Consider the following 18,490-nt stretch of genomic DNA (forward strand, 5'->3'; position numbering starts at 1 on the left):
ATCTCCCAAACAATGCGTTGTCGATGGATTGCACTGTAGGGAGACGCGCCCGCCCCGCCCAGCGGGCTGCGACAGGCTGCATCAAGCGCAGCCTGGAATGCACTCGGCTCAGGGCTTCTGTGCCTTGACCCAGTCACGCACCAGCTCGCCGAGCACGCTCATCGGCACCTGGCCGGAAGTCAGGATCAGGCGGTGGAAGGCCTTGATGTCGAAGCGCGCGCCGAGGGCGCCTTCTGCTTCGCGGCGCAGCTTGCTGATCTCGAACTGGCCGATCTTGTAGCCCAGGGCCTGGGCCGGCATCACGATGTAGCGCTCAACCTCGGCCACCACATCGCTCTCGGCCATCGAGGAGTTGGCCAGCATGTAGTCGATGGCCTTCTGGCGGCTCCAGCCCTTGTGATGCAGGCCGGTGTCCACGACCAGGCGCATCGCGCGCAGCTGTTCGTCCGACAGGCGGCCATACCACTGGTACGGGTCGGTGAAGAGGCCCAGCTCCTTGCCCAGGCTCTCGGCATAGAGCGCCCAGCCTTCGACATAGGCCGTGTACGCCGTGCCGAAGCGGCGGAACTTGGGCAGCTCCTTGTCTTCCTGCGCAATGGCGACCTGGAAGTGATGGCCCGGCGATGCCTCGTGCAGCGACAGCGTCTCCATGCCAAAGATGGGCTGGGCCTTCAGGTTGAAGGTGTTGACATAGAACACGCCGGGCCGTGAGCCATCGGCCGAAGGCGATTGGTATGAAGCACCGGCTGCGCTCTGCGCGCGGAAGGCCTCGACCTCGCGCACTTCATAGTCGGCCTTGGGCGCGATGTCGAAGAGCTTGGGCGTCAGCGCATTGATCTTCTTCTGCAGCTCGCGGTAGCCGGCCAGCAGGTCTTCCGGCTTGGTGTAGTAATAGCGCGGGTCGTCCTGCAGATGGACAAAGAAGGCCTTCAGGTCACCCTCGAACTTGACCTGACGGCGCACCGCATCCATCTCGCCGAGGATGCGAGCCACTTCCTTCAGGCCCATCTCGTGGATCTCGTCGGGCGAAAGGCTCGTGGTCGTGCTGCCGGCCACGCGGTAGGCATACCAGGCCTTGCCGTCAGGCAGCTCGGACCAGGCTGTGCTGGTGCGGCTCTTGGCCAGGTACTCGTCGCGCACAAAGGCATGCAGGCGCTTGTAGGCCGGGATGACGTGGTCCTTCAGGAGCACGCGCATCTGCGCGCTCAGGCGCTCCCTGTCTGCGGCGGGCACGGCATCGGGGAAGCTCTTGAAGGGGCTCCAGAACAGCGTCTGCTCCGGCTCGTCCTTGATCAGTGCGGCCAGCTGCGGAATCACCTTTTCCATCACCGGGCGCGGCTGGGTCACGCCCTTGGCCATGCCGGTTCGCATATTGGCGATCATGCCGTCGAAGATCGGCACGGCCCGACCCAGGCGCTTCATCCAGTCTTCGTAGTCCTTCGTTGTCTTGAAGGGCTGGATCGAGCGGCCCGAGCCCAGCTGGGCCAGGAAGCCCGGCGTGCTGCCGAACTGGTTCAAGGGCTGCATCCAGTCCGGGAAGCGCGTGCCAGCCAGGCCCTCTTCCAGGTTGCGCTGCATGATGGCCAGCGAGAGCTTGTCCTTCGAGTCGAGCGCCTCGCGCTTGAAAGCCTTCAAGGCCTTCAGCTGCGATTCGAGATGGGCCTTGCTTTCGGCGCGCCAGGCCGCGCTGGTCGTGTCGGGCATCTGGTCGTTGTAGCGGCTGTCGCCCAGAGAGGTGGCGAGGATGGGCGAGCGCTTGAGCGTCTGCTCCCAGCTGCTGTCCAGCCATTGCTTGAAGCGATCGCCTTCACTGGCAGGGCTGGCCTGGCCGGTCTGGGCCAGGGCGGCATGGCCCAGCGTCGCGAGCGTGAGGGTGGCAAGCAGGGTGCGCATCGGCGAAAGCTCCGTTCGTGTTCAGACAAGTCGGCCGGATCATATCGGCAGCCCCCGGCCCCGGTCCCTACAATGAGCCCAGGCCCCGTCTCGGGGCTGAACTCATTTGTGCGCCCGTCATGCAGCTGCCCCTGATCGCCCCCGGCAAGAAGTTCTCCCAACCCCGCCCGACAGGGTCCGCTGACGCCTTGCTGCTGGCTCGCTTTTGCGCGCAGCAACGAGCGGCGGGCCGGCTCGCGGTCATCGTCACCGCCGAGCCGGGCGACACGCAGCGGCTGGAAGATGAGCTGAAGGTCTTCGCGCCCGAGTTGCGCGTGGCCGTCTTTCCCGACTGGGAAACCCTGCCCTACGACACTTTCAGCCCGCACCAGGACCTGATTTCCGAGCGGCTGGCCACCTTGTGGCGCGTCCTGCAAGCGCAGGGCAAGGCAATTGATCAGCGCGATGTCGATGTCGTACTGATGCCGGCGAGCACGGCACTCACGCGCCTCGCGCCGACCAGCTTTCTCGCCGCCACCACCTTCAACTTCAAGCTGAAGCAGCGGCTGGACGAAGCCTCTCTGAAGTCGCAATTGACGCTGGGCGGCTACAGCCATGTGTCGCAGGTGGTGTCACCGGGCGAATACGCCGTGCGGGGCGGCCTGATCGACCTGTTCCCCATGGGTTCACCGGTGCCCTACCGCGTGGACCTGTTCGGCGACGAGGTCGATTCGATCCGCACCTTCGACCCCGACACCCAGCGCAGCCTCTACCCCGTGCCCGAAGTGCGGCTCCTGCCCGGCCGCGAATTCCCGATGGACGAGGCGGCGCGCAAGGCCTTCAGGGCGCGCTGGCGCGAGAAGATGGACGGCGACCCGACCAGGTCGCGCATCTACAAGGACATCGACCAGGGCCTGGCCACCGGCGGCATCGAGTACTTCCTGCCGATCTTCTTCGAGCAGTGCGCAACGATCTTCGACTACCTGGGCGAGGCCTGTGCCGTGGCCCTGCATGGCGAAATCGGCGAAAGCCTGAACCGTTTTTGGACCGACACGCGCGAGCGCCATCGCTTCCTGCAGCATGACCCCGAGCGGCCCATCCTGCCGCCGGAAGAGATCTACCTGAAGCCAGAAGAGTTCTTCTCGCTCACCCATCCGCACCCGGTGCTCGCCGTGCGAGGCACCGAGCCGGTGGAGTACGCCCGGCCGCTGCCCGATGTGTCGGTCGAACGCGGGGCCCAGGAGCCGCTGGCCCGCCTGGCCTCGCACCTGAAATCCACCTCGCATCGCGTGCTGCTGCTGGCCGAGAGCGAAGGACGCCGCGAAAGCCTGCTGGAGCTGCTGCGCGACAACAAGCTTGATCCGCCCTCGGTCAAGGACTTCGCCGAGTTCGCATCCTCCAAAGAGAAGTTCGCCATCATGGCCGCGCCGCTGGCGGCCGGATTCTTCTGGCGTGAAGAGGGCCGCGAATGGCAGCTCTTCACCGAGACCGAGCTCTTCGCGACCACGCCGACAACGCGGCGACGCAGAAAGCAGGAGCAGGTCAGCGACGTCAATGCACTGATCAAGGACCTCTCGGAGCTCAAGGTCGGCGACCCGGTCGTGCATGTGAACCACGGCATCGGTCGCTACCAGGGCCTGATCAATATCGACATCGGCGAAGGTGCTTCCGAGTTCCTGCACCTGGAATACGCCGACAAGGCCACGCTCTATGTGCCGGTGGCACAACTGCACCTGATCAGCCGCTACACCGGCGTGTCTCCGGAAGAAGCACCGCTGCACAGGCTGGGTTCGGGCCAGTGGGAAAAGGCCAAGCGCAAGGCCGCCGAGCAGGTGCGCGACACCGCCGCCGAGCTGCTCAATCTGTATGCCCGCCGCGCCGCCCGCGAAGGCCATGCCTTCCGCTATTCGGGCCACGACTACGAGGCCTTCGCCGCCAGCTTCGGCTTCGAGGAAACGCCGGACCAGCGCGCCGCGATCCATGCGGTGATCCAGGACATGATTTCCCCGAAACCCATGGACCGCCTGGTCTGCGGCGACGTGGGCTTCGGCAAGACCGAGGTCGCCCTGCGTGCGGCGTTTGTCGCCGTGATGGGCGGCAAGCAGGTCGCCGTGCTGGCGCCAACCACGCTGCTGGCCGAGCAGCATTTCCAGAACATCTCGGACCGCTTCGGCAAGTGGCCGATCAAGGTCGCCGAGATGAGCCGCTTCCGCTCGGCCAAGGAAATCAAGGCCGCGATGGAAGGCCTGGCCGACGGCACGATAGATATCGTCATCGGCACGCACAAGCTCCTATCCAGCGATGTGAAGTTCGCGCGCCTGGGCCTCTTGGTGATCGACGAGGAGCACCGCTTCGGCGTTCGCCACAAGGAGGCCATGAAGGCGATGCGCTCCGAGGTGGACGTGCTGACGCTGACCGCCACCCCCATTCCTCGCACGCTGGGCATGGCGCTTGAAGGTCTGCGCGACCTCTCGGTCATCGCCACCGCGCCGCAGCGCCGCCTGGCGATCAAGACCTTTGTGCGCGCCGAGAGCAGCGGCACGATCCGCGAGGCCGTGCTGCGCGAGTTGAAGCGTGGCGGCCAGGTCTACTTCCTGCACAACGAGGTCGAGACCATCGAGAACCGCAAGCAAAAGCTCGAGGAGCTGCTGCCCGAAGCCCGCATCGTGGTGGCCCATGGCCAGATGCCCGAACGCGAGCTGGAGCGGGTGATGCGCGAGTTCGTCGGTGGCAAGCACAACGTGCTGCTGTGCTCCACCATCATCGAGACCGGCATCGACGTGCCGACGGCCAACACCATCGTGATCAGCCGCGCCGACAAGTTCGGCCTGGCGCAGCTGCACCAGTTGCGTGGCCGCGTCGGGCGCTCGCATCACCAGGCCTATGCCTACCTGATGGTGCCCGACATACAGGGCCTGACCAAGCAGGCGGCACAGCGGCTGGAAGCGATCCAGCAGATGGAAGAGCTGGGCTCAGGCTTCTACCTCGCGATGCATGACCTGGAGATCCGCGGCGCCGGCGAGGTGCTGGGCGAGAACCAGAGCGGCAACATGATGGAGGTCGGCTTCCAGCTCTACAACGACATGCTCTCCGAAGCCGTGCGCTCCCTGAAGGCGGGCCGCGAGCCCGATCTGCTGTCGCCGCTTTCGGCCACCACCGAGATCAATCTGCATGCACCGGCCCTGCTGCCTGACGCCTATTGCGGCGACGTGCATGTGCGGCTCTCGCTCTACAAGCGCCTGGCCACGGCCGACAAGCCCGAGCAGATCGACGCGATGCTGGAAGAGATCACCGACCGCTTCGGCAAACTGCCCGCGCAAGGCCAGACCCTCTTTGACACCCACCGCCTGCGCGTGCTGGCCAAGCCCTATGGCGTGCAGAAGATCGACGCCGGCCCGGCGCTGATGAACATCAGCTTCCGCCCCAACCCGCCCATCGACGCGATGCGCGTGATCGAACTGGTGCAGAAGAACCGCAACATCAAGCTGGTGGGCAACGACAAGCTGCGCATCGAGAAGTCGCTCAGCGATCCGAAGGACCGCGCCCAGGCGATCCGGGAAATCCTGCGCCTCCTCGGCCAACCGACCAAACAAGCATGAACCAAGACCTCGTGATCCAGCGCTTCACGCCGCCGCTGAAGCTCGCCCACTTCAGGCTCGCCGCCTTCGACATGGACTCGACGCTGATCAGCATCGAGTGCATCGACGAGATCGCGGCAGTGGCCGGCAAGAAGGAAGAAGTCGCCGCCATCACCGAAGCCGCGATGCGTGGCGAGATCACGGATTTCAAGGAGAGCCTGCGCCGCCGTTTGGCCTTGCTCAAGGGCGTGCCGGCCTCGGCGCTGGACCAGGTGCTGCGAGAGCGACTGCAGTTCAATCCGGGGGCGCGCGAGCTCTGCGCGGCCCTGAAGGCTGCGGGGCTCAAGCTGGTGCTGGTCTCCGGCGGCTTCACCTTCTTCACCCGATTCGTCGCGGCGGAGCTGGGCATGGATTACGTGCGCAGCAACGAGCTGGAAATCATCGACGGCAAGCTGACCGGCGCTCTCATGATGCAGGCCTGGGGCGACATCTGCGACGGCGAGGAGAAGCGCCGCATGCTCGTGCAATGCGCTGCCGAAATCGGCGCGACGCCCGAGCAATGCATCGCCGTGGGCGACGGCGCCAACGACCTGCCGATGATGGGCGCCGCTGGTCTTTCCGTGGCTTTCCATGCCAAGCCCAAGGTGCGCGAGCAGGCCATGGTGGCGATCAACGCAGGCGGCCTGGAGCAGCTCCTGCAAGTGCTGCGCTGAGACCTGACGCCATGAAACTCTGGACCTACCGCTTCCCCGTCACCGTCGCCGGTGTTCGCTACGAGCTGCGCTTTGAATCGGGGCTGACCGCTTCGCGCCTGTTGCTGACGCACGAGGGCCGCACCCTGGAAGACGGCTTCAGCTTCACGAGCGGCCCCTACCGGCTGCATCGCATCAGCCTGCCCACGGCCCAGGGCGAACTGGTCTTCGAGCTGGGTCCGCGCTCGGCCTGGAACTACGGCGTGCGGGCCACGCTTGACGGGCAGGTGGCCTATCAATCGCATCCCGAGCCCTTTGCCTATCTGCCGCGCCTGCTGCAGATGCAGGCCAGGCGCAAGCCGGTCGCGGCCCAGGGCATCGACTTCTCGCGCCTGAAGAACCAGGGGCCGGCCATTGCCGCCGACATCGCGCTGGGCCTGCTGTTTTTCGTGCTCGGCAAGACGACCGATCTGCGCACCGCAGCGCTGGTCACGGCCGGCGCCGGCCTCGCCATGCTGCCGATGCAATGGGCCATCAACCGCTGGGCCACCCGCAAGGTCGACATCCTCGGCGGCATGGCGTTGTTCGGCATCGTCATCCTGCTGCTCTCGGCCGGCTTTTCCTGGTACTTCGATTCGGAGTTCGCGGTGCAGCTGAAGGCAACCGTCATCGGCAGCATCGTTGCGGCCTGCTTTGGTGTGGACGCGCTGATGGGTGGCAAGAACCTGGGGCTGCGCTTCAGCAACTACCTGGTCTACAAGGACCTGAACACGCAGCGGCTGTCGGCCGGCATGTGTCTGATGGGCTTGCTGCTGGCCGGCGTCAACCTGGCGGTCGCCTGCCTGCTGAGCAAGGATGCCTGGCTCTGGTACACGCTGTGGGGCGACCTGATCCTGGTGATGATCCTGACCAACGTCGCCATCCACTGGTCGCGCGCCAAGCCGGCCGCCGACGCCCCTCCGACAATGACTAGGGCTTGACCGCCACGCCGTCCTTCATCACGAAGCTGAGCTTGGTCATCAGGCTGATGTCGCGCAGCGGGTCGCCATTCACGGCCACCACATCGGCCAGCTTGCCTGGCGCAATGCTGCCCAGCTGGTCGCTCTGGCGCAGCAGCTGCGCGGCATTGACGGTGGCGGACTTGATCGCATCCATGGTCGTCATGCCGGCCTCGACCATGTAGATGAATTCCTGGCCGTTCGTGCCATGCGGCGCCACGCCGGCATCGGTGCCGAAGGCAATCTTGACGCCGGCCTTGTAGGCGCGGCCGAAGGTGGCCTGGATCAAGGGGCCGATGGCGGCGGCCTTGGGCCGCACCAATTCGTGGAAATAGCCATCAACCTTGGCCTTGTCGGCCACGAACTTGCCGGCGGAGATGGTCGGCACGAACCAGGTGCCACGCGCCTTCATCTCGCGCATGATCTCGTCGTCCATGTAGGTGCCATGCTCGATGGAATCGACACCAGCCTTGACCGCACGCATGATGCCGTCGCGGCCATGGGCATGCACGGCCACCGCGAAGCCGTAGTCGCGCGCGGTCTTGACGATGGCCTCGACCTCGTCTTCCATGAACTGTGGGTTGTGGCCGTTCTTCGCGAGGCTCAAGACGCCACCGGTGCCGGTGATCTTGATCAGGTCGGCGCCCTCCTTGTAGCGCTGGCGCACGGCCTTGCGGGCTTCGGCAGCGCCGTTGATCACGCCGCCTTCGGGGCCGTGGTCGTGCCTGTACTCCAGGTTGAGCGCATTGCTCGGGTCGCCATGGCCACCGGTGGTGGCAATGCCCTTGCCGGCAGCAAAGATGCGTGGGCCCTTGATCCAGCCCTTGCGCACCGCGTCGCGCAGGCTGATGGCCAGGCCATTGCCGGCGCCCAGGTCGCGCACCGTGGTGAAGCCGGCATTGAGCGTGCGGTTCAGGTATTGCGTGGCCCGCAGCGCGTAGTCGGCCGGGTTCAGAAGGAAGCGGTCGGTCGCGCCGCTCGCGCCACTGCTTTCGCCCGAGACATGCACATGCATGTCGATCAGGCCGGGCATCACCGTCTGCGCGCGCAGGTCGTGATAGGGCGAATAGCCCGCGGCATCGATGTAGCCGGCCTTCACCTCGCTGATGCGGCCGTCCTTGATGACGATGGACATCTGCTCCAGCACCTTGCCCTGGTCCACGTCGATCAGCCGTCCGGCGTGGATCAGCGTGTCGGCGCGGGCAGCGCCGCCCAGCATGGCAGTGACGGCGAGGGCAGCCAGGGTGAGGCGGTCTAGCATGCGGGCTCCGGTTCTCATTCAGCTCGGGCGTGCAAGGGCGCTGCGCTGACGACGACGCCATCCTCGTCGGCGTAGAGCCATTCGTTGGGACGTATCAGCAGGCCATGCAGCTGCAGGGCCACGTCGCTCGTGCCCTGCCCTTGGCGCTCGGTGGGCATGGGCACATGGCCGAGGGCCAGGATGCCGATGTCGGCCCGCCTCAGCTCGGCCAGGTCGCGCACGCAGCCGTGAATCAGCAGGCCCGCCCAGCCATTGCGCGCAGCTGCGGCGGCCAGGTTGCCGCCCAGCAGCGCGCGTTGCATCGAGCCACCACCATCCACCACCAGCACCCGGCCCTCGCCCGGGCTTTCCACAGCGGCCTTGACCTTGCTGTTGTCGTCCAGGCAGCGCACGGTGCTGATCGCACCGGCAAAGCTCGTTCGGGCGCCATAGCTCCGGTACAGCCCGCCGGGCAGCACGCGCAGCACGCCGCTGGCATCGGCCTTGTAGGCGTCGCAGATATCGCAGGTGGAAAAGCTGTTCATGCGGCACCCCTCATGAAGACATCAGGCGTCGGCCGCCAGGACAAGGATCAACTCGCCCGCGAGCTGGACACGCTGGCCGGCGCGGATCTTGGCGGTCTTGCGGCTCTCGGGCTGGCCGTCCACCTGCACCTGGCCTTCGGTGATCATGACGCGGGCCCGGCCGCCGCTTTCAGCCAGGCCGGTGGCCTTGAGCAGCTTGTCCAGTTCGATGTACTCGCCGCGCAGTGTGAATTCAGTCTTGTTCATGGCCGCATTGTTTCAGATGCCGCTCAGGCAAGGCGCTGCTCGGCGGCGGCGCGGATGGCGGACAAGCTGCTGCGGCTGGTCGACACATCGCTGGACAGGCGCAGGTGCAAGAGCGTCGGCTTGCCCGGTTCGGCGATGGCAGCGCGCAGCGCTGGCTCAAATTCGCCTGTCGACTCGACCCGTGCAGAGCGCCAGCCGTAGGCCTCGGCCAGAGCAGCGAAGTCCGGGTTGAACAGATCGCTGCCGGACACGCGGCCCGGATACTCGCGCTCCTGGTGCATGCGGATGGTGCCGTAAGTGCCGTTGTCCACCACCACGGAGATGAGCTTCTTCGCGCCATAGCCCGTGGCCGTGGCCAGTTCCTGGCCCGTCATCAGGAAGTCTCCATCGCCGGCGATATTGACCACCCAGCGGTCCTGTTGAAGCAGCGCCGCAGCCACGGCCGCCGGCACGCCATAGCCCATGGCTCCGCTGGTCGGCGCCAGCTGGGTGCGGCCAAACTGATGCAGCGCGCTGTAGCCATGGAAGCGGTGCAGCCAGCCCGCGTAATTGCCGGCGCCATTGGTGAAGATCGTGCCTTCGGGCAGCAACGTGGAAAGCTGCTTCACGACCTCGGCCATGTCCAGCGGGCTCACGGGCGTCGGCACGCAGTTGGCCACGTAGTCGGCATTGGCGGTGCGGGTCCATTCGGCCCAGGGCACCGAGCTGGGCGGCGCCAGCGACTCAAGCGCCTGGGCAGCACAACCCATGCTGGCATTGATCATCAAGTCAGCTGCATAGACGCGGCCCAGCTCTTCGGCGCCAGCATGGATGTGCACCAGCTGCTGCAGCGGCCGCGGGGCTTGCAGGAGGGTGTAGCCGCTGGTCGTCATCTCGCCCAGGCGCGGCCCGATGGCGATGATCAGGTCGGCCTCACGCACGCGCGCAGCGAGCTTCGGATTGATGCCGATGCCCACGTCGCCGGCATAGTTCGGGTGGCTGTTGTCGAACAGGTCCTGGAAGCGGAACGCACAGCCCACCGGCAAGCTCCACGCCTCGGCAAAGCGCTGCAAGGCGGCCGTGCTGTCTGCGCTCCAGCCACCACCACCGACGATCAGCAGCGGCTTGCTGGCATCCAGCAAGCGCTCGCGCAACTCGGCCAGGGCAGCCGGCGTGGGCGCGGCCTCGGCCGGCCGCACACGGGGCAGCGCCGCCGCGCTGGTCATGCGCGTGAGCATGTCTTCCGGCAGCACCAGCACCACCGGGCCGGGCCGGCCCTGCATGGCCGTGTGAAAGGCCCGCGCCACGTACTCAGGCAGCCGGTCGGCGTCGTGCACCTCGCCCACCCACTTGGCCATGCCGAGCGTGCCAGGGCCGAACATCTGCCGGTAGTCGACCTCCTGGAAGGCCTCGCGGTCGCGCTGGTCGGCCGCCACCTGGCCGATGAAGAGAATCATCGGCGTCGAATCCTGGAAGGCCGTGTGCAGGCCGATGCTGGCGTTCGTCGCGCCAGGGCCGCGGGTCACGAAGCAGATACCGGGCCGACCGCTCAGCTTGCCTTGTGCCTCGGCCATGAAGGCCGCGCCGCCTTCCTGTCGGCAGGCGATGAAGCGGATCTTGTCGCGGTGCTCGTGAAAGCCATCCAGCACGGCGAGATAGCTCTCGCCGGGAACGCCGAAGACGGTATCGACTCCCTGGGCCAATAGGGCCTCGACGAGGGCGTGTCCGGCGAGACGGGCGCCGGCTGAAGAATGGGTGGTGTTCATCGCCTCCGACTGTAGCGCCAGCCAGCTTGACGAAAGCCAAGCGGCAGCCACCCCGCCCACAGGGGCCGGCAAACAGCAAGTCCTGGGAATGCGCTTCAGCGCAATTGCAGCGCCGTCAGCAAGCGCCAATGGAACGGCTTTGAAAATGGACCCGGCTTCACTTCATCGACGAGAAAGACTTGCCATGATTCGCCTTGCCCTGAGCGCACTGTTCCTGACTCCATTGCTCGCGGCCTCGACCGCGCATGCACAGGCGGCGGAGCCCGCCAGTGCGGCTGCCTCGGGTGCGGGCGAGCAGGCCGGCGTCTGGGTCGATCCTGCCACCGGACTGCAGTGGGCCAAATGCATGGCGCGGCGCGATGGCACGGTTCCAATCGACGCCTGCCGGGGTGAGCTGGCCGAACTGACCTGGCCCGAGGCCATGGCGCTGGCGCAGAACAGCCGCCTGGCCGGTTTTTCCGACTGGCGCCTGCCGACTCCGAAGGAACTCGCCACGCTCGGCAAGCAGCGTCCGATCGAATGGTGGTCGACCGTCTGGACGGCCGCCAGTGGCAACGGTGGGGCGCAGGTCGGCTGCCGGCATTTCGGCGCCTCGGGCTCCTGCGGAGGCAGCAATCGCTGGACCTATGGCTCGCGCTGGCGCGTCGTGCTGGTGCGCGGGGGCAACCCCGATTCGACCTTTGCCCAGGCCCTCGGCGATCCGGCCGTCGTCGCGCAGCAACAGGCGCTCATCGCCCAGCGTCAGACCTTCGAGCGCCTGGCTTCGTCACTGAATGGCGGCAAGGGTGCCGATGATCGCTGGGGCCTGATCGACCATGCGCCCTTGAGCCTGTCGACCCAGCCCGTCGTGGACGACGGCTCCCTGCAAGCCATCGACTGGTACGTCAACGGCCTGCGCAGCGAGGAGAAGCTGCGCCCCAAGCTGCGTGCCGACTTCCTGGCATATCTGCAGACACGCCGCCTGCTCGACTACGAGGCCAAGTTCAGCAGCCCCTTCGACAAGGAGGCCTTCGATCAGCAGCTGGCGGCCGAGAAGAAGGGCTACGTCGAGCGGATCTTCGAGCGCGAGGCGCAGCCCCTGCCCCAGCGCATCTACACCTTCACGCCGATCAAGATCGAGGACTACGACATGGCCACCGAGGTGCTGCGCGTCAGCACCTGCCGCGACCTCGGCCTGTACAACAACGGCGGCGCCAACGGCATGCGCTGCGGTGGCTCGGGCGCGGTGTTCCCCGACCAGTCGCTCGAGACCGAGTTGCAGAAGCTGGGAGCGGCGGGCCCGATGGCCGCAGCCGGCCGCGTGCGCTATGTGAAGTTCGCCAGCTTCTTCAACGGCGACAACACCGGTGCGCCCGTCTACATCCTGAGTCGGGGCATCCCCAGCACGATCTCGCTGAAGATGCCCAAGGACCAGGCCCGCACGATCTACGACATGGCCAAGCTCACGGCCGTGCGGCCGGAATACCGCAGTGAGCTCGAGGGCAAGATGCTGGCTGCCAAGATCGTCTACGGCACGCCCCGGCCCAAGGGCTTCGCCGCGTCGAACTCGGTGCAGAAGGATTTGTTCGTCACCTTTGTCGGTGGCGCCGCCGTGACCTATGAGACGCCGGCCCTGGCGATCTGCTTCTACGACGGCGCAGGCACGACACCGCTGACCTGCCGATCGCTCGAGAGTACGCCCGAGAAGCGGGCGATCAAGCGCTGAGCGGTCAGCCCGACGCTCAGCCGCGCCGCGCCGCCTCGATGGCGGCAATATCGATCTTGCCCATCTGCATCATGGCCTCGAAGACCCGCTTGGCCACTGCACGGTCAGGGTCGGCCATCGCATCGGTCAGCACGCGCGGCGTGATCTGCCAGTTCAGGCCCCATTTGTCCTTGCACCAGCCACAGGCGCTTTCGCGGCCGCCATGGCCGACGATGGCGTTCCAGAGCCGGTCGGTCTCGGCCTGGTCGTCGGTAGCGATCTGGAAGGAGAAGGCCTCGGTCTGCTTGAAGGCCGAACCGCCGTTCAGCCCGATGCAGGGAATGCCGCAGACGGTGAACTCGACCGTCAGCACATCGCCAGCCTTGCCGGAGGGGTAGTCAGACGGAGCGTGATGCACGGCCTTCACCGCACTGTCCGGGAAGGTCCTGGCGTAAAACTCGGCCGCCTCCTTGGCGCCGCCGTCGTACCAGATGCAGATGGTGTTCTTGGGTGTCACATCGGTCTCCAGAGCTTATGCGGAGCGACGATCCTAGCCGCCCTGGAAACCGACAAGTGCAGCCTATGCAAGCGGCTGTTGCCGACGCCGCACCAGCCCGATGCCCACCAGCCCGGCCGAGGCGACACCCAGGCACAAGGCCAACGCCGAGCCCGCGAAGATGGCGGCGGGATGGCCGCCATCCAGCAAGGCGCCGAACACCGGCGCGGCCAGCGCAAAGCCGACGTCCAGGCCCGAATACACGGTGCCGTAGACCCGGCCGGTGGCGCCCGGAGGCGCGGCGCGCTTGATCAGCATGTCGCGCGAAGGGCCGGCCAGGCCGGTGCCGAAACCCGCCAGCGCTGCCACGGCCGCCGCCGCCAGGGGAGGCAGCCAGCCGCTGGCCGTCAGGAGCAGCAGGCAGGCGGCCAATGCCATCGCGAAGGCGATGCTGCGCTCCAGCCGCTCGACCCGAGCCACCAGAAAGCCGCCCACCACCATGCCCGCCGCACCGCACAGCATGTAGCCGGTCACCACATAGGCGGTCAAGCTCACCGGCAGGCCGTACATCGCCTGCAGCGCCGGGCTGGCAAAGCTCTGGATGGCCGACAGCGCTGCCGTGGTCCAGAAGAAGAAGCTGAAGCAGAGCCAGACCGAGGGCAGCTTCAGGAAGGCCATCGGATGCTCGGGCCGGGCGCCCGGCGCCGGCTTGGCGTGGGCCCAACTCCCTTCCCTGTCGTCAATGGCCTGGCGCTGCCAGACAAGCAAGGCGAGGACCGTGAGCGCGACCAGGGCGGTGCCGACGTAGGCGAAGCGCCAGTTGCCCGTGGCCTGTGAAATGCCGATGGAGAACACCGGTGCCAACGCCCAGCCGAGGTTGCCTGTGATGCCGTGCACCGAGAACGCATGGCCCAGCCGGGGCTGCGAAACACGCTTGTTGAGAATGGTGAAGTCCACCGGATGGAAGGGCGAGTTGCCAAGACCCGCCAGCGCCGCGGCCAGCATCAGACCGCCGAAGCCGCCCGCCAGGCCCGCGGCAAGCGAAGCCAGCACGAAGCAGCCCAGCGCTGCAAACAGCACCGGCCTGGCGCCGATGCGGTCCACCACAAAGCCGGCCGTGGCCTGGCCGATGCCCGAGATCACGAAAAAGGTGGTGACCAGCAGGCCCAGCTGCGAATAGCTCAGCCCGAACTCACCGATGAAAGCCGGAAACAGCGGCGGCAGCAGCATGTGAAAGAAATGCGAGGTGCCATGTGCCAGGCCGATCAGGCTGATGGTGCTGATGTCGCGCCGGGCCTGGGTGCGCGGGTCGAGGGCGAGGGTCGCTGAATTCATGGATCCAATGTAGGCCGCGAGCTTTCGGCCGGCATGCGATAGTTCGACAAACATTGTCGAATTCCGGCCATGCACCCGTCCAGACCCTCGACCCAAGCCTCCCGGCCCGCTCGGCGCTCTTTGCCTCCCCTGGATCCGTCGCTCCATGAACCCACGGCCGCGCGCCCGATTCGGGGCAAGGCGCGGCGCATGGAGCATCAGATGGACATCCATCCGCATCACCATGACTGGTGCCAGCTGGTCTTCTCGACCAGCGGCGCGGTGCGTGTGGGCACGGACGAGAGCACCTTCATCGTGCCGCCCTCGCGGGCAGTCTGGATTCCGGCCGGCATCACCCATGCGGTCACCGCCATCGAGCAGGCCGAGCTGCGCACGCTGTACCTCCTGCCCAGCCTGCTGGAAGAGTCCATATGGTCCGGATGCCGGGTACTTGAAGTGGCGCCGCTGCTGCGCGAGCTGGTGCTGCAACTGGCCATCGAGCTGGATGAGAGGATCGAGGCACGCCGGGAGGCGCTGCTGACCGAGCTGGTCCTCGATGAGCTGAAACGCGCCAAGCCGCTGAGCCTGGGCATCGCCCTGCCCCGCGATGCCCGCCTGCGCAAGCTCTGCCAGGCCATGCTGGAGGCACCCGAGCGCCAGCAAAGCCTGGAAGCCTGGGCGGCCGAGGCCGGCGCCAGTGCGCGCACCGTTTCGCGACTGTTCCGCGAAGAGCTGGGCACGAGCTTTGCGCAATGGCGCTCCCAGGTCCTGCTGGCCCACGCACTGACGCTGGCCGCCCGTGCGCGGCCGATGGCGCACATCGCCGCCGAGCTGGGATATGCGAACGCCAGCGCGTTCTCGGCCATGGTGCGACGCACCGTGGGCATGCCGCCCAGCCGATTCTTCGCCTCGGCCTGAAACCCTGGCTCCGCATCGCCATGGGCCCTGCGCTAGGATGCCGGCCATGGATCAGGTTCTCTTCGACTACACCCGCCAGGACGCCGCTGGCGAAAGCTGCACGGCCCATGCCTGGGCCAAGGTGCCAGCGCCTCTCACCCCCGACCAGCGTGTCGCGCTGAAGGCCCGCGCCGCCGCCCTGCTCAAGGCGCACAACGCTGTGCTGGTCGCCCACTATTACGTGGACGGCGACCTGCAGGACCTGGCCTGGGAAACCGGCGGCATCGTCTCCGACTCTCTTGAAATGGCCCGCTTCGGCCGCGACCATGCGGCGCAGACCCTGGTCGTGGCCGGCGTTCGCTTCATGGGCGAATCGGCCAAGATCCTGAGCCCCGAGAAGCGCGTGCTGATGCCCGACCTGGACGCCACCTGCTCCCTGGACCTCGGCTGCCCGGCCGACGAATTCGCCGCCTTCTGCGATGCCCATCCGGACCGCCAGGTGGTGGTGTATGCCAACACCAGCGCTGCCGTGAAGGCACGCGCCGACTGGATGGTCACCAGCTCCTGCGCCCTGGACATCGTGGCCGACCTGCATGCCAAGGGCGAGAAGATCCTCTGGGCGCCCGACCGGCACCTGGGCCGCTACATCCAGGAACAGACCGGCGCCGACATGCTGATGTGGAACGGCGCCTGCATCGTGCACGACGAGTTCAAGGGCCTGGAGCTGGACCTCCTGAGAGAGCAGCATCCGGACGCAATGATCCTGGTGCACCCCGAGTCACCGAAGAGCGTGGTCGAGATGGCCCATGTGGTCGGCTCGACCTCGGCCCTGATCAAGGCGGTTGTCGAAGGCACAGCCAAGGAGTACATAGTTGCCACCGACAACGGCATCCTGCACCGCATGCGCCAATTGGCGCCGGGCAAGACCCTGATCGAGGCGCCCACCGCCGGCAATGCAGCCAGCTGCAAGAGCTGCGCCCACTGCCCATGGATGGCGATGAACGCCTTGCAAGGCATCATCGACTGCCTCGAAACCGGCCAGGGCGAGATCGAGGTGGCCGAGCCTGTCCGCGGCCAGGCGGCCGGCTGCATCGAGCGCATGCTGGACTTCGTCGCAGCGCACAAGCTCAAGGCCGCCGGCATGAAGAGCGGCATCGGCGCCGCCTGAAGCCTGCAGCTGCGGTTTGTTTGACTAGGGTCAGCCCGACGCCTTGGCGCGGGCTGCTCAGGCTATAAAGTCGGCATATCGCCAGACTTGAAGAGTAGCCCCGCCATGCAAACCTCCGACTTCAGCTCGCTCTACAACCATCACGAACGCGAAGTCTTCGCCACGGTGCAGAAGCTGGCACCTCAGTTCCCGCAGATCGACAACAACGACCTGCTCGTGGACGTGGCCTGCGTCGCGCTGAACCGCCTGCCGCCGCGCTACATCCGTCACGCGGTCGATTTCTCGTTCTACCTCACGGAGCCGGAACGTCTGGAGATCGATTCGGCGATCAATGAGTCGGTGCGTTACGCCTTCAACTTCGTCCAGGCCCGCCGGGCTCTGCACGCCAAGGCCTAAGCTCTGCGCCGCTCGGCGATCAGGACGGTCGGGAAACTGGCCGGCAAGGTATCCGGATAGTCGCGGCTGTAATGCAGGCCGCGGCTCTCATGGCGTAGCAAGGCCGAGCGAACGATCAGCTCGGCGCAGTCCACCAGGTTGCGCAGCTCCAGCAGGTCCCGCGTGACGCGGAAGTTGGCGTAGTAGTCATCGATCTCGCTGCGCAGCAGCGAGATGCGATGCAGGGCCCGCTCCAGCCGCTTGGTGGTGCGCACGATGCCCACATAGTTCCACATCAGCAGCCGCAGCTCGTCCCAGTTGTGGGCGATCACCACCTGCTCGTCGGCGTCTTCCACCTGGCTTTCGTCCCAGGCCGGCGGCATAGCGGCCGCGGGCTTGGCCTCGGCCATGATGTCGTCGGCACAGGTCTGGCCCAGCACCACGCATTCCAGCAGTGAATTGCTGGCCAGGCGGTTGGCGCCATGCAGGCCGGTGTAGCTGGTCTCACCGACGGCATAGAGGCCGGGCAGGTCGCAGCGGCCGCGCAGGTCGGTCACCACGCCGCCGCAGGTGAAATGCACGGCCGGCACGACAGGAATCGGCTGCTGGGCGATGTCGATGCCGAGCTTCAGGCAGCGGGCATGGATGGTGGGGAAATGTTCCTTCAGAAAGGCTTCGCCCAGGTGCGTGGCATCGAGCCACACATGGTCGACACCATGCTTTTTCATCTCGAAGTCGATGGCTCGGGCAACGATGTCGCGCGGCGCCAGCTCCAGGCGCTCGTCATGCGCGGCCATGAAACGCGTGCCGTCCGGGAGCCTGAGATAAGCACCCTCGCCTCGCAAGGCCTCGGTGATCAGGAAACTGCGCTCCTGCGGGTGGTAGAGGCAGGTCGGATGGAACTGGATGAACTCCATGTTCGCCACCCGGCAGCCAGCCCGCCAGGCCATGGCGATGCCGTCGCCCGTGCTCGTGTCGGGGTTGGTGGTGTAGCGGTACACCTTGCCGGCGCCGCCGGTGGCCAGCACCACGGCGCTCGCGGCCAGCGTCTCGACCTTGCGGCTGTCGATGTCCAGCGCATAGACGCCGTAGCAACGCGGTTGTTCGCTGCGCTGCAGATGGCGGGAAGTGATCAGGTCCAGCGCCATCCAGCGTTCGCGCAGGCTGATGTTCGGATGCGCCTTGGCGGCCGCCAGCAGCTGGTCGTGGATGGCCTTGCCGGTGGCATCGGCCGCATGCGCGATGCGACGCACCGCGTGGCCGCCTTCGCGGGTCAGGTGCAGGCCGAGTGGGCCATCGTCATCAGGAGTAAACGGCACACCTTGCTGCACGAGCCATTCCACCGCCTGCGCGCTGCGCTCGGCGATGAAGCGGGCCGTGGCTTCGTCCACCAGGCCGGCGCCGGCGTCCTGCGTGTCTCGCACATGGCTGTCGATGCTGTCGTCGCTGCCCAGCACGCCGACGATGCCGCCCTGCGCCCAGGCCGTGGCGCTTTCGGTCAGCTCGCGCTTGGCGAGCACGATGACCGGCAGCTTGTCGGCCAGGTGCAGGGCGACGGTCAGGCCGGCAAGGCCCGCACCGATGATGACGACGGGAGAGGGAGCGGGCGCAACGGCAGCAGTGGCGGTCATTCGGTCACG

General features: G+C 66.6%; 15 protein-coding genes. 7 read left to right on the forward strand and 8 right to left on the reverse strand.

Going from position 1 to position 18,490, the window contains the following annotated elements; all coding sequences use genetic code 11:
* Positions 1-108 precede the first annotated feature (108 nt).
* Complete coding sequence (locus tag ABT392_RS11645) at positions 109-1,893, reverse strand: DUF885 domain-containing protein (RefSeq protein ID WP_395385725.1); 1,785 nt, start codon at positions 1,891-1,893, stop codon at positions 109-111.
* Between the two features lie 119 nt (positions 1,894-2,012).
* On the opposite strand from ABT392_RS11645, the gene mfd reads away from it, so the two are divergent.
* From mfd to ABT392_RS11660, 3 genes are read left to right on the forward strand one after another with little or no spacing between them, the layout of a single operon-like run.
* Positions 2,013-5,471, forward strand: a complete 3,459-nt coding sequence (mfd, locus tag ABT392_RS11650; RefSeq protein ID WP_395385724.1) for a transcription-repair coupling factor — start codon at positions 2,013-2,015, stop codon at positions 5,469-5,471.
* Positions 5,468-6,163 carry a phosphoserine phosphatase SerB gene (gene serB / locus ABT392_RS11655; protein WP_395385723.1) on the forward strand — a complete coding sequence of 232 codons (696 nt, stop codon included), beginning with the start codon at positions 5,468-5,470 and terminating at the stop codon, positions 6,161-6,163. The genes mfd and serB overlap by 4 nt, the downstream gene beginning before the upstream one ends.
* 11 nt (positions 6,164-6,174) lie before the next feature.
* Positions 6,175-7,122: a septation protein IspZ gene (locus ABT392_RS11660; RefSeq protein WP_334276016.1), complete on the forward strand. Its 948-nt coding sequence runs from the start codon at positions 6,175-6,177 to the stop codon at positions 7,120-7,122.
* On the opposite strand, the gene ABT392_RS11665 is transcribed toward ABT392_RS11660, so the two are convergent.
* From ABT392_RS11665 to ABT392_RS11680, 4 genes are read right to left on the reverse strand one after another with little or no spacing between them, the layout of a single operon-like run.
* Entirely contained in the window at positions 7,112-8,401 is a 1,290-nt protein-coding gene (locus ABT392_RS11665; protein ID WP_395385722.1) for a metal-dependent hydrolase family protein, read from the reverse strand. The genes ABT392_RS11660 and ABT392_RS11665 overlap by 11 nt on opposite strands.
* A 14-nt stretch (positions 8,402-8,415) precedes the next feature.
* On the reverse strand, positions 8,416-8,925 hold the full coding sequence (gene rraA / locus ABT392_RS11670; protein WP_395385721.1) for a ribonuclease E activity regulator RraA: 510 nt from the start codon (positions 8,923-8,925) through the stop codon (positions 8,416-8,418).
* 21 nt (positions 8,926-8,946) lie between these two features.
* Positions 8,947-9,171, reverse strand: coding sequence for an RNA-binding S4 domain-containing protein (locus ABT392_RS11675; RefSeq protein ID WP_334276019.1), 225 nt, complete (start codon positions 9,169-9,171; stop codon positions 8,947-8,949).
* A gap of 23 nt (positions 9,172-9,194) precedes the next feature.
* Entirely contained in the window at positions 9,195-10,916 is a 1,722-nt protein-coding gene (locus ABT392_RS11680) for a thiamine pyrophosphate-binding protein (RefSeq protein WP_334276020.1), read from the reverse strand.
* Positions 10,917-11,100: 184 nt separating this feature from the next.
* Between ABT392_RS11680 and ABT392_RS11685 the strand changes: the two genes are divergently transcribed.
* Positions 11,101-12,621 (forward strand): Lcl C-terminal domain-containing protein, encoded by a 1,521-nt coding sequence (locus tag ABT392_RS11685; RefSeq protein ID WP_395385720.1) that lies wholly within the window; start codon positions 11,101-11,103, stop codon positions 12,619-12,621.
* 16 nt (positions 12,622-12,637) lie between these two features.
* Here ABT392_RS11685 and ABT392_RS11690 read toward each other — a convergent pair whose 3' ends face one another.
* Both ABT392_RS11690 and ABT392_RS11695 read right to left on the reverse strand, forming a co-directional pair.
* Positions 12,638-13,117, reverse strand: coding sequence for a VOC family protein (locus tag ABT392_RS11690; RefSeq protein WP_395385719.1), 480 nt, complete (start codon positions 13,115-13,117; stop codon positions 12,638-12,640).
* A gap of 63 nt (positions 13,118-13,180) precedes the next feature.
* Complete coding sequence (locus ABT392_RS11695) at positions 13,181-14,431, reverse strand: MFS transporter (RefSeq protein ID WP_395385718.1); 1,251 nt, start codon at positions 14,429-14,431, stop codon at positions 13,181-13,183.
* Positions 14,432-14,620: 189 nt separating this feature from the next.
* On the opposite strand from ABT392_RS11695, the gene ABT392_RS11700 reads away from it, so the two are divergent.
* From ABT392_RS11700 to ABT392_RS11710, 3 genes are all read left to right on the forward strand, one after another.
* A complete protein-coding gene (locus tag ABT392_RS11700) occupies positions 14,621-15,328 on the forward strand; it encodes an AraC family transcriptional regulator (RefSeq protein ID WP_395385717.1) in 708 nt (235 codons plus the stop codon).
* A gap of 46 nt (positions 15,329-15,374) precedes the next feature.
* The gene (gene nadA, locus ABT392_RS11705; RefSeq protein WP_395385716.1) at positions 15,375-16,475 is read left to right on the forward strand and encodes a quinolinate synthase NadA; all 1,101 of its coding nucleotides are present in this window, start codon (positions 15,375-15,377) and stop codon (positions 16,473-16,475) included.
* 105 nt (positions 16,476-16,580) lie between these two features.
* Entirely contained in the window at positions 16,581-16,871 is a 291-nt protein-coding gene (locus ABT392_RS11710; protein WP_334276026.1) for a late competence development ComFB family protein, read from the forward strand.
* Here ABT392_RS11710 and nadB read toward each other — a convergent pair.
* The gene (nadB, locus tag ABT392_RS11715) at positions 16,868-18,481 is read right to left on the reverse strand and encodes an L-aspartate oxidase (protein ID WP_395385715.1); all 1,614 of its coding nucleotides are present in this window, start codon (positions 18,479-18,481) and stop codon (positions 16,868-16,870) included. The two genes, ABT392_RS11710 and nadB, sit on opposite strands and share 4 nt — an antisense overlap.
* Positions 18,482-18,490 lie beyond the last annotated feature (9 nt).

Origin of the sequence: Paucibacter sp. JuS9, assembly GCF_044043925.2 — a bacterium.
Lineage (GTDB): Bacteria > Pseudomonadota > Gammaproteobacteria > Burkholderiales > Burkholderiaceae_C > JAUASW01.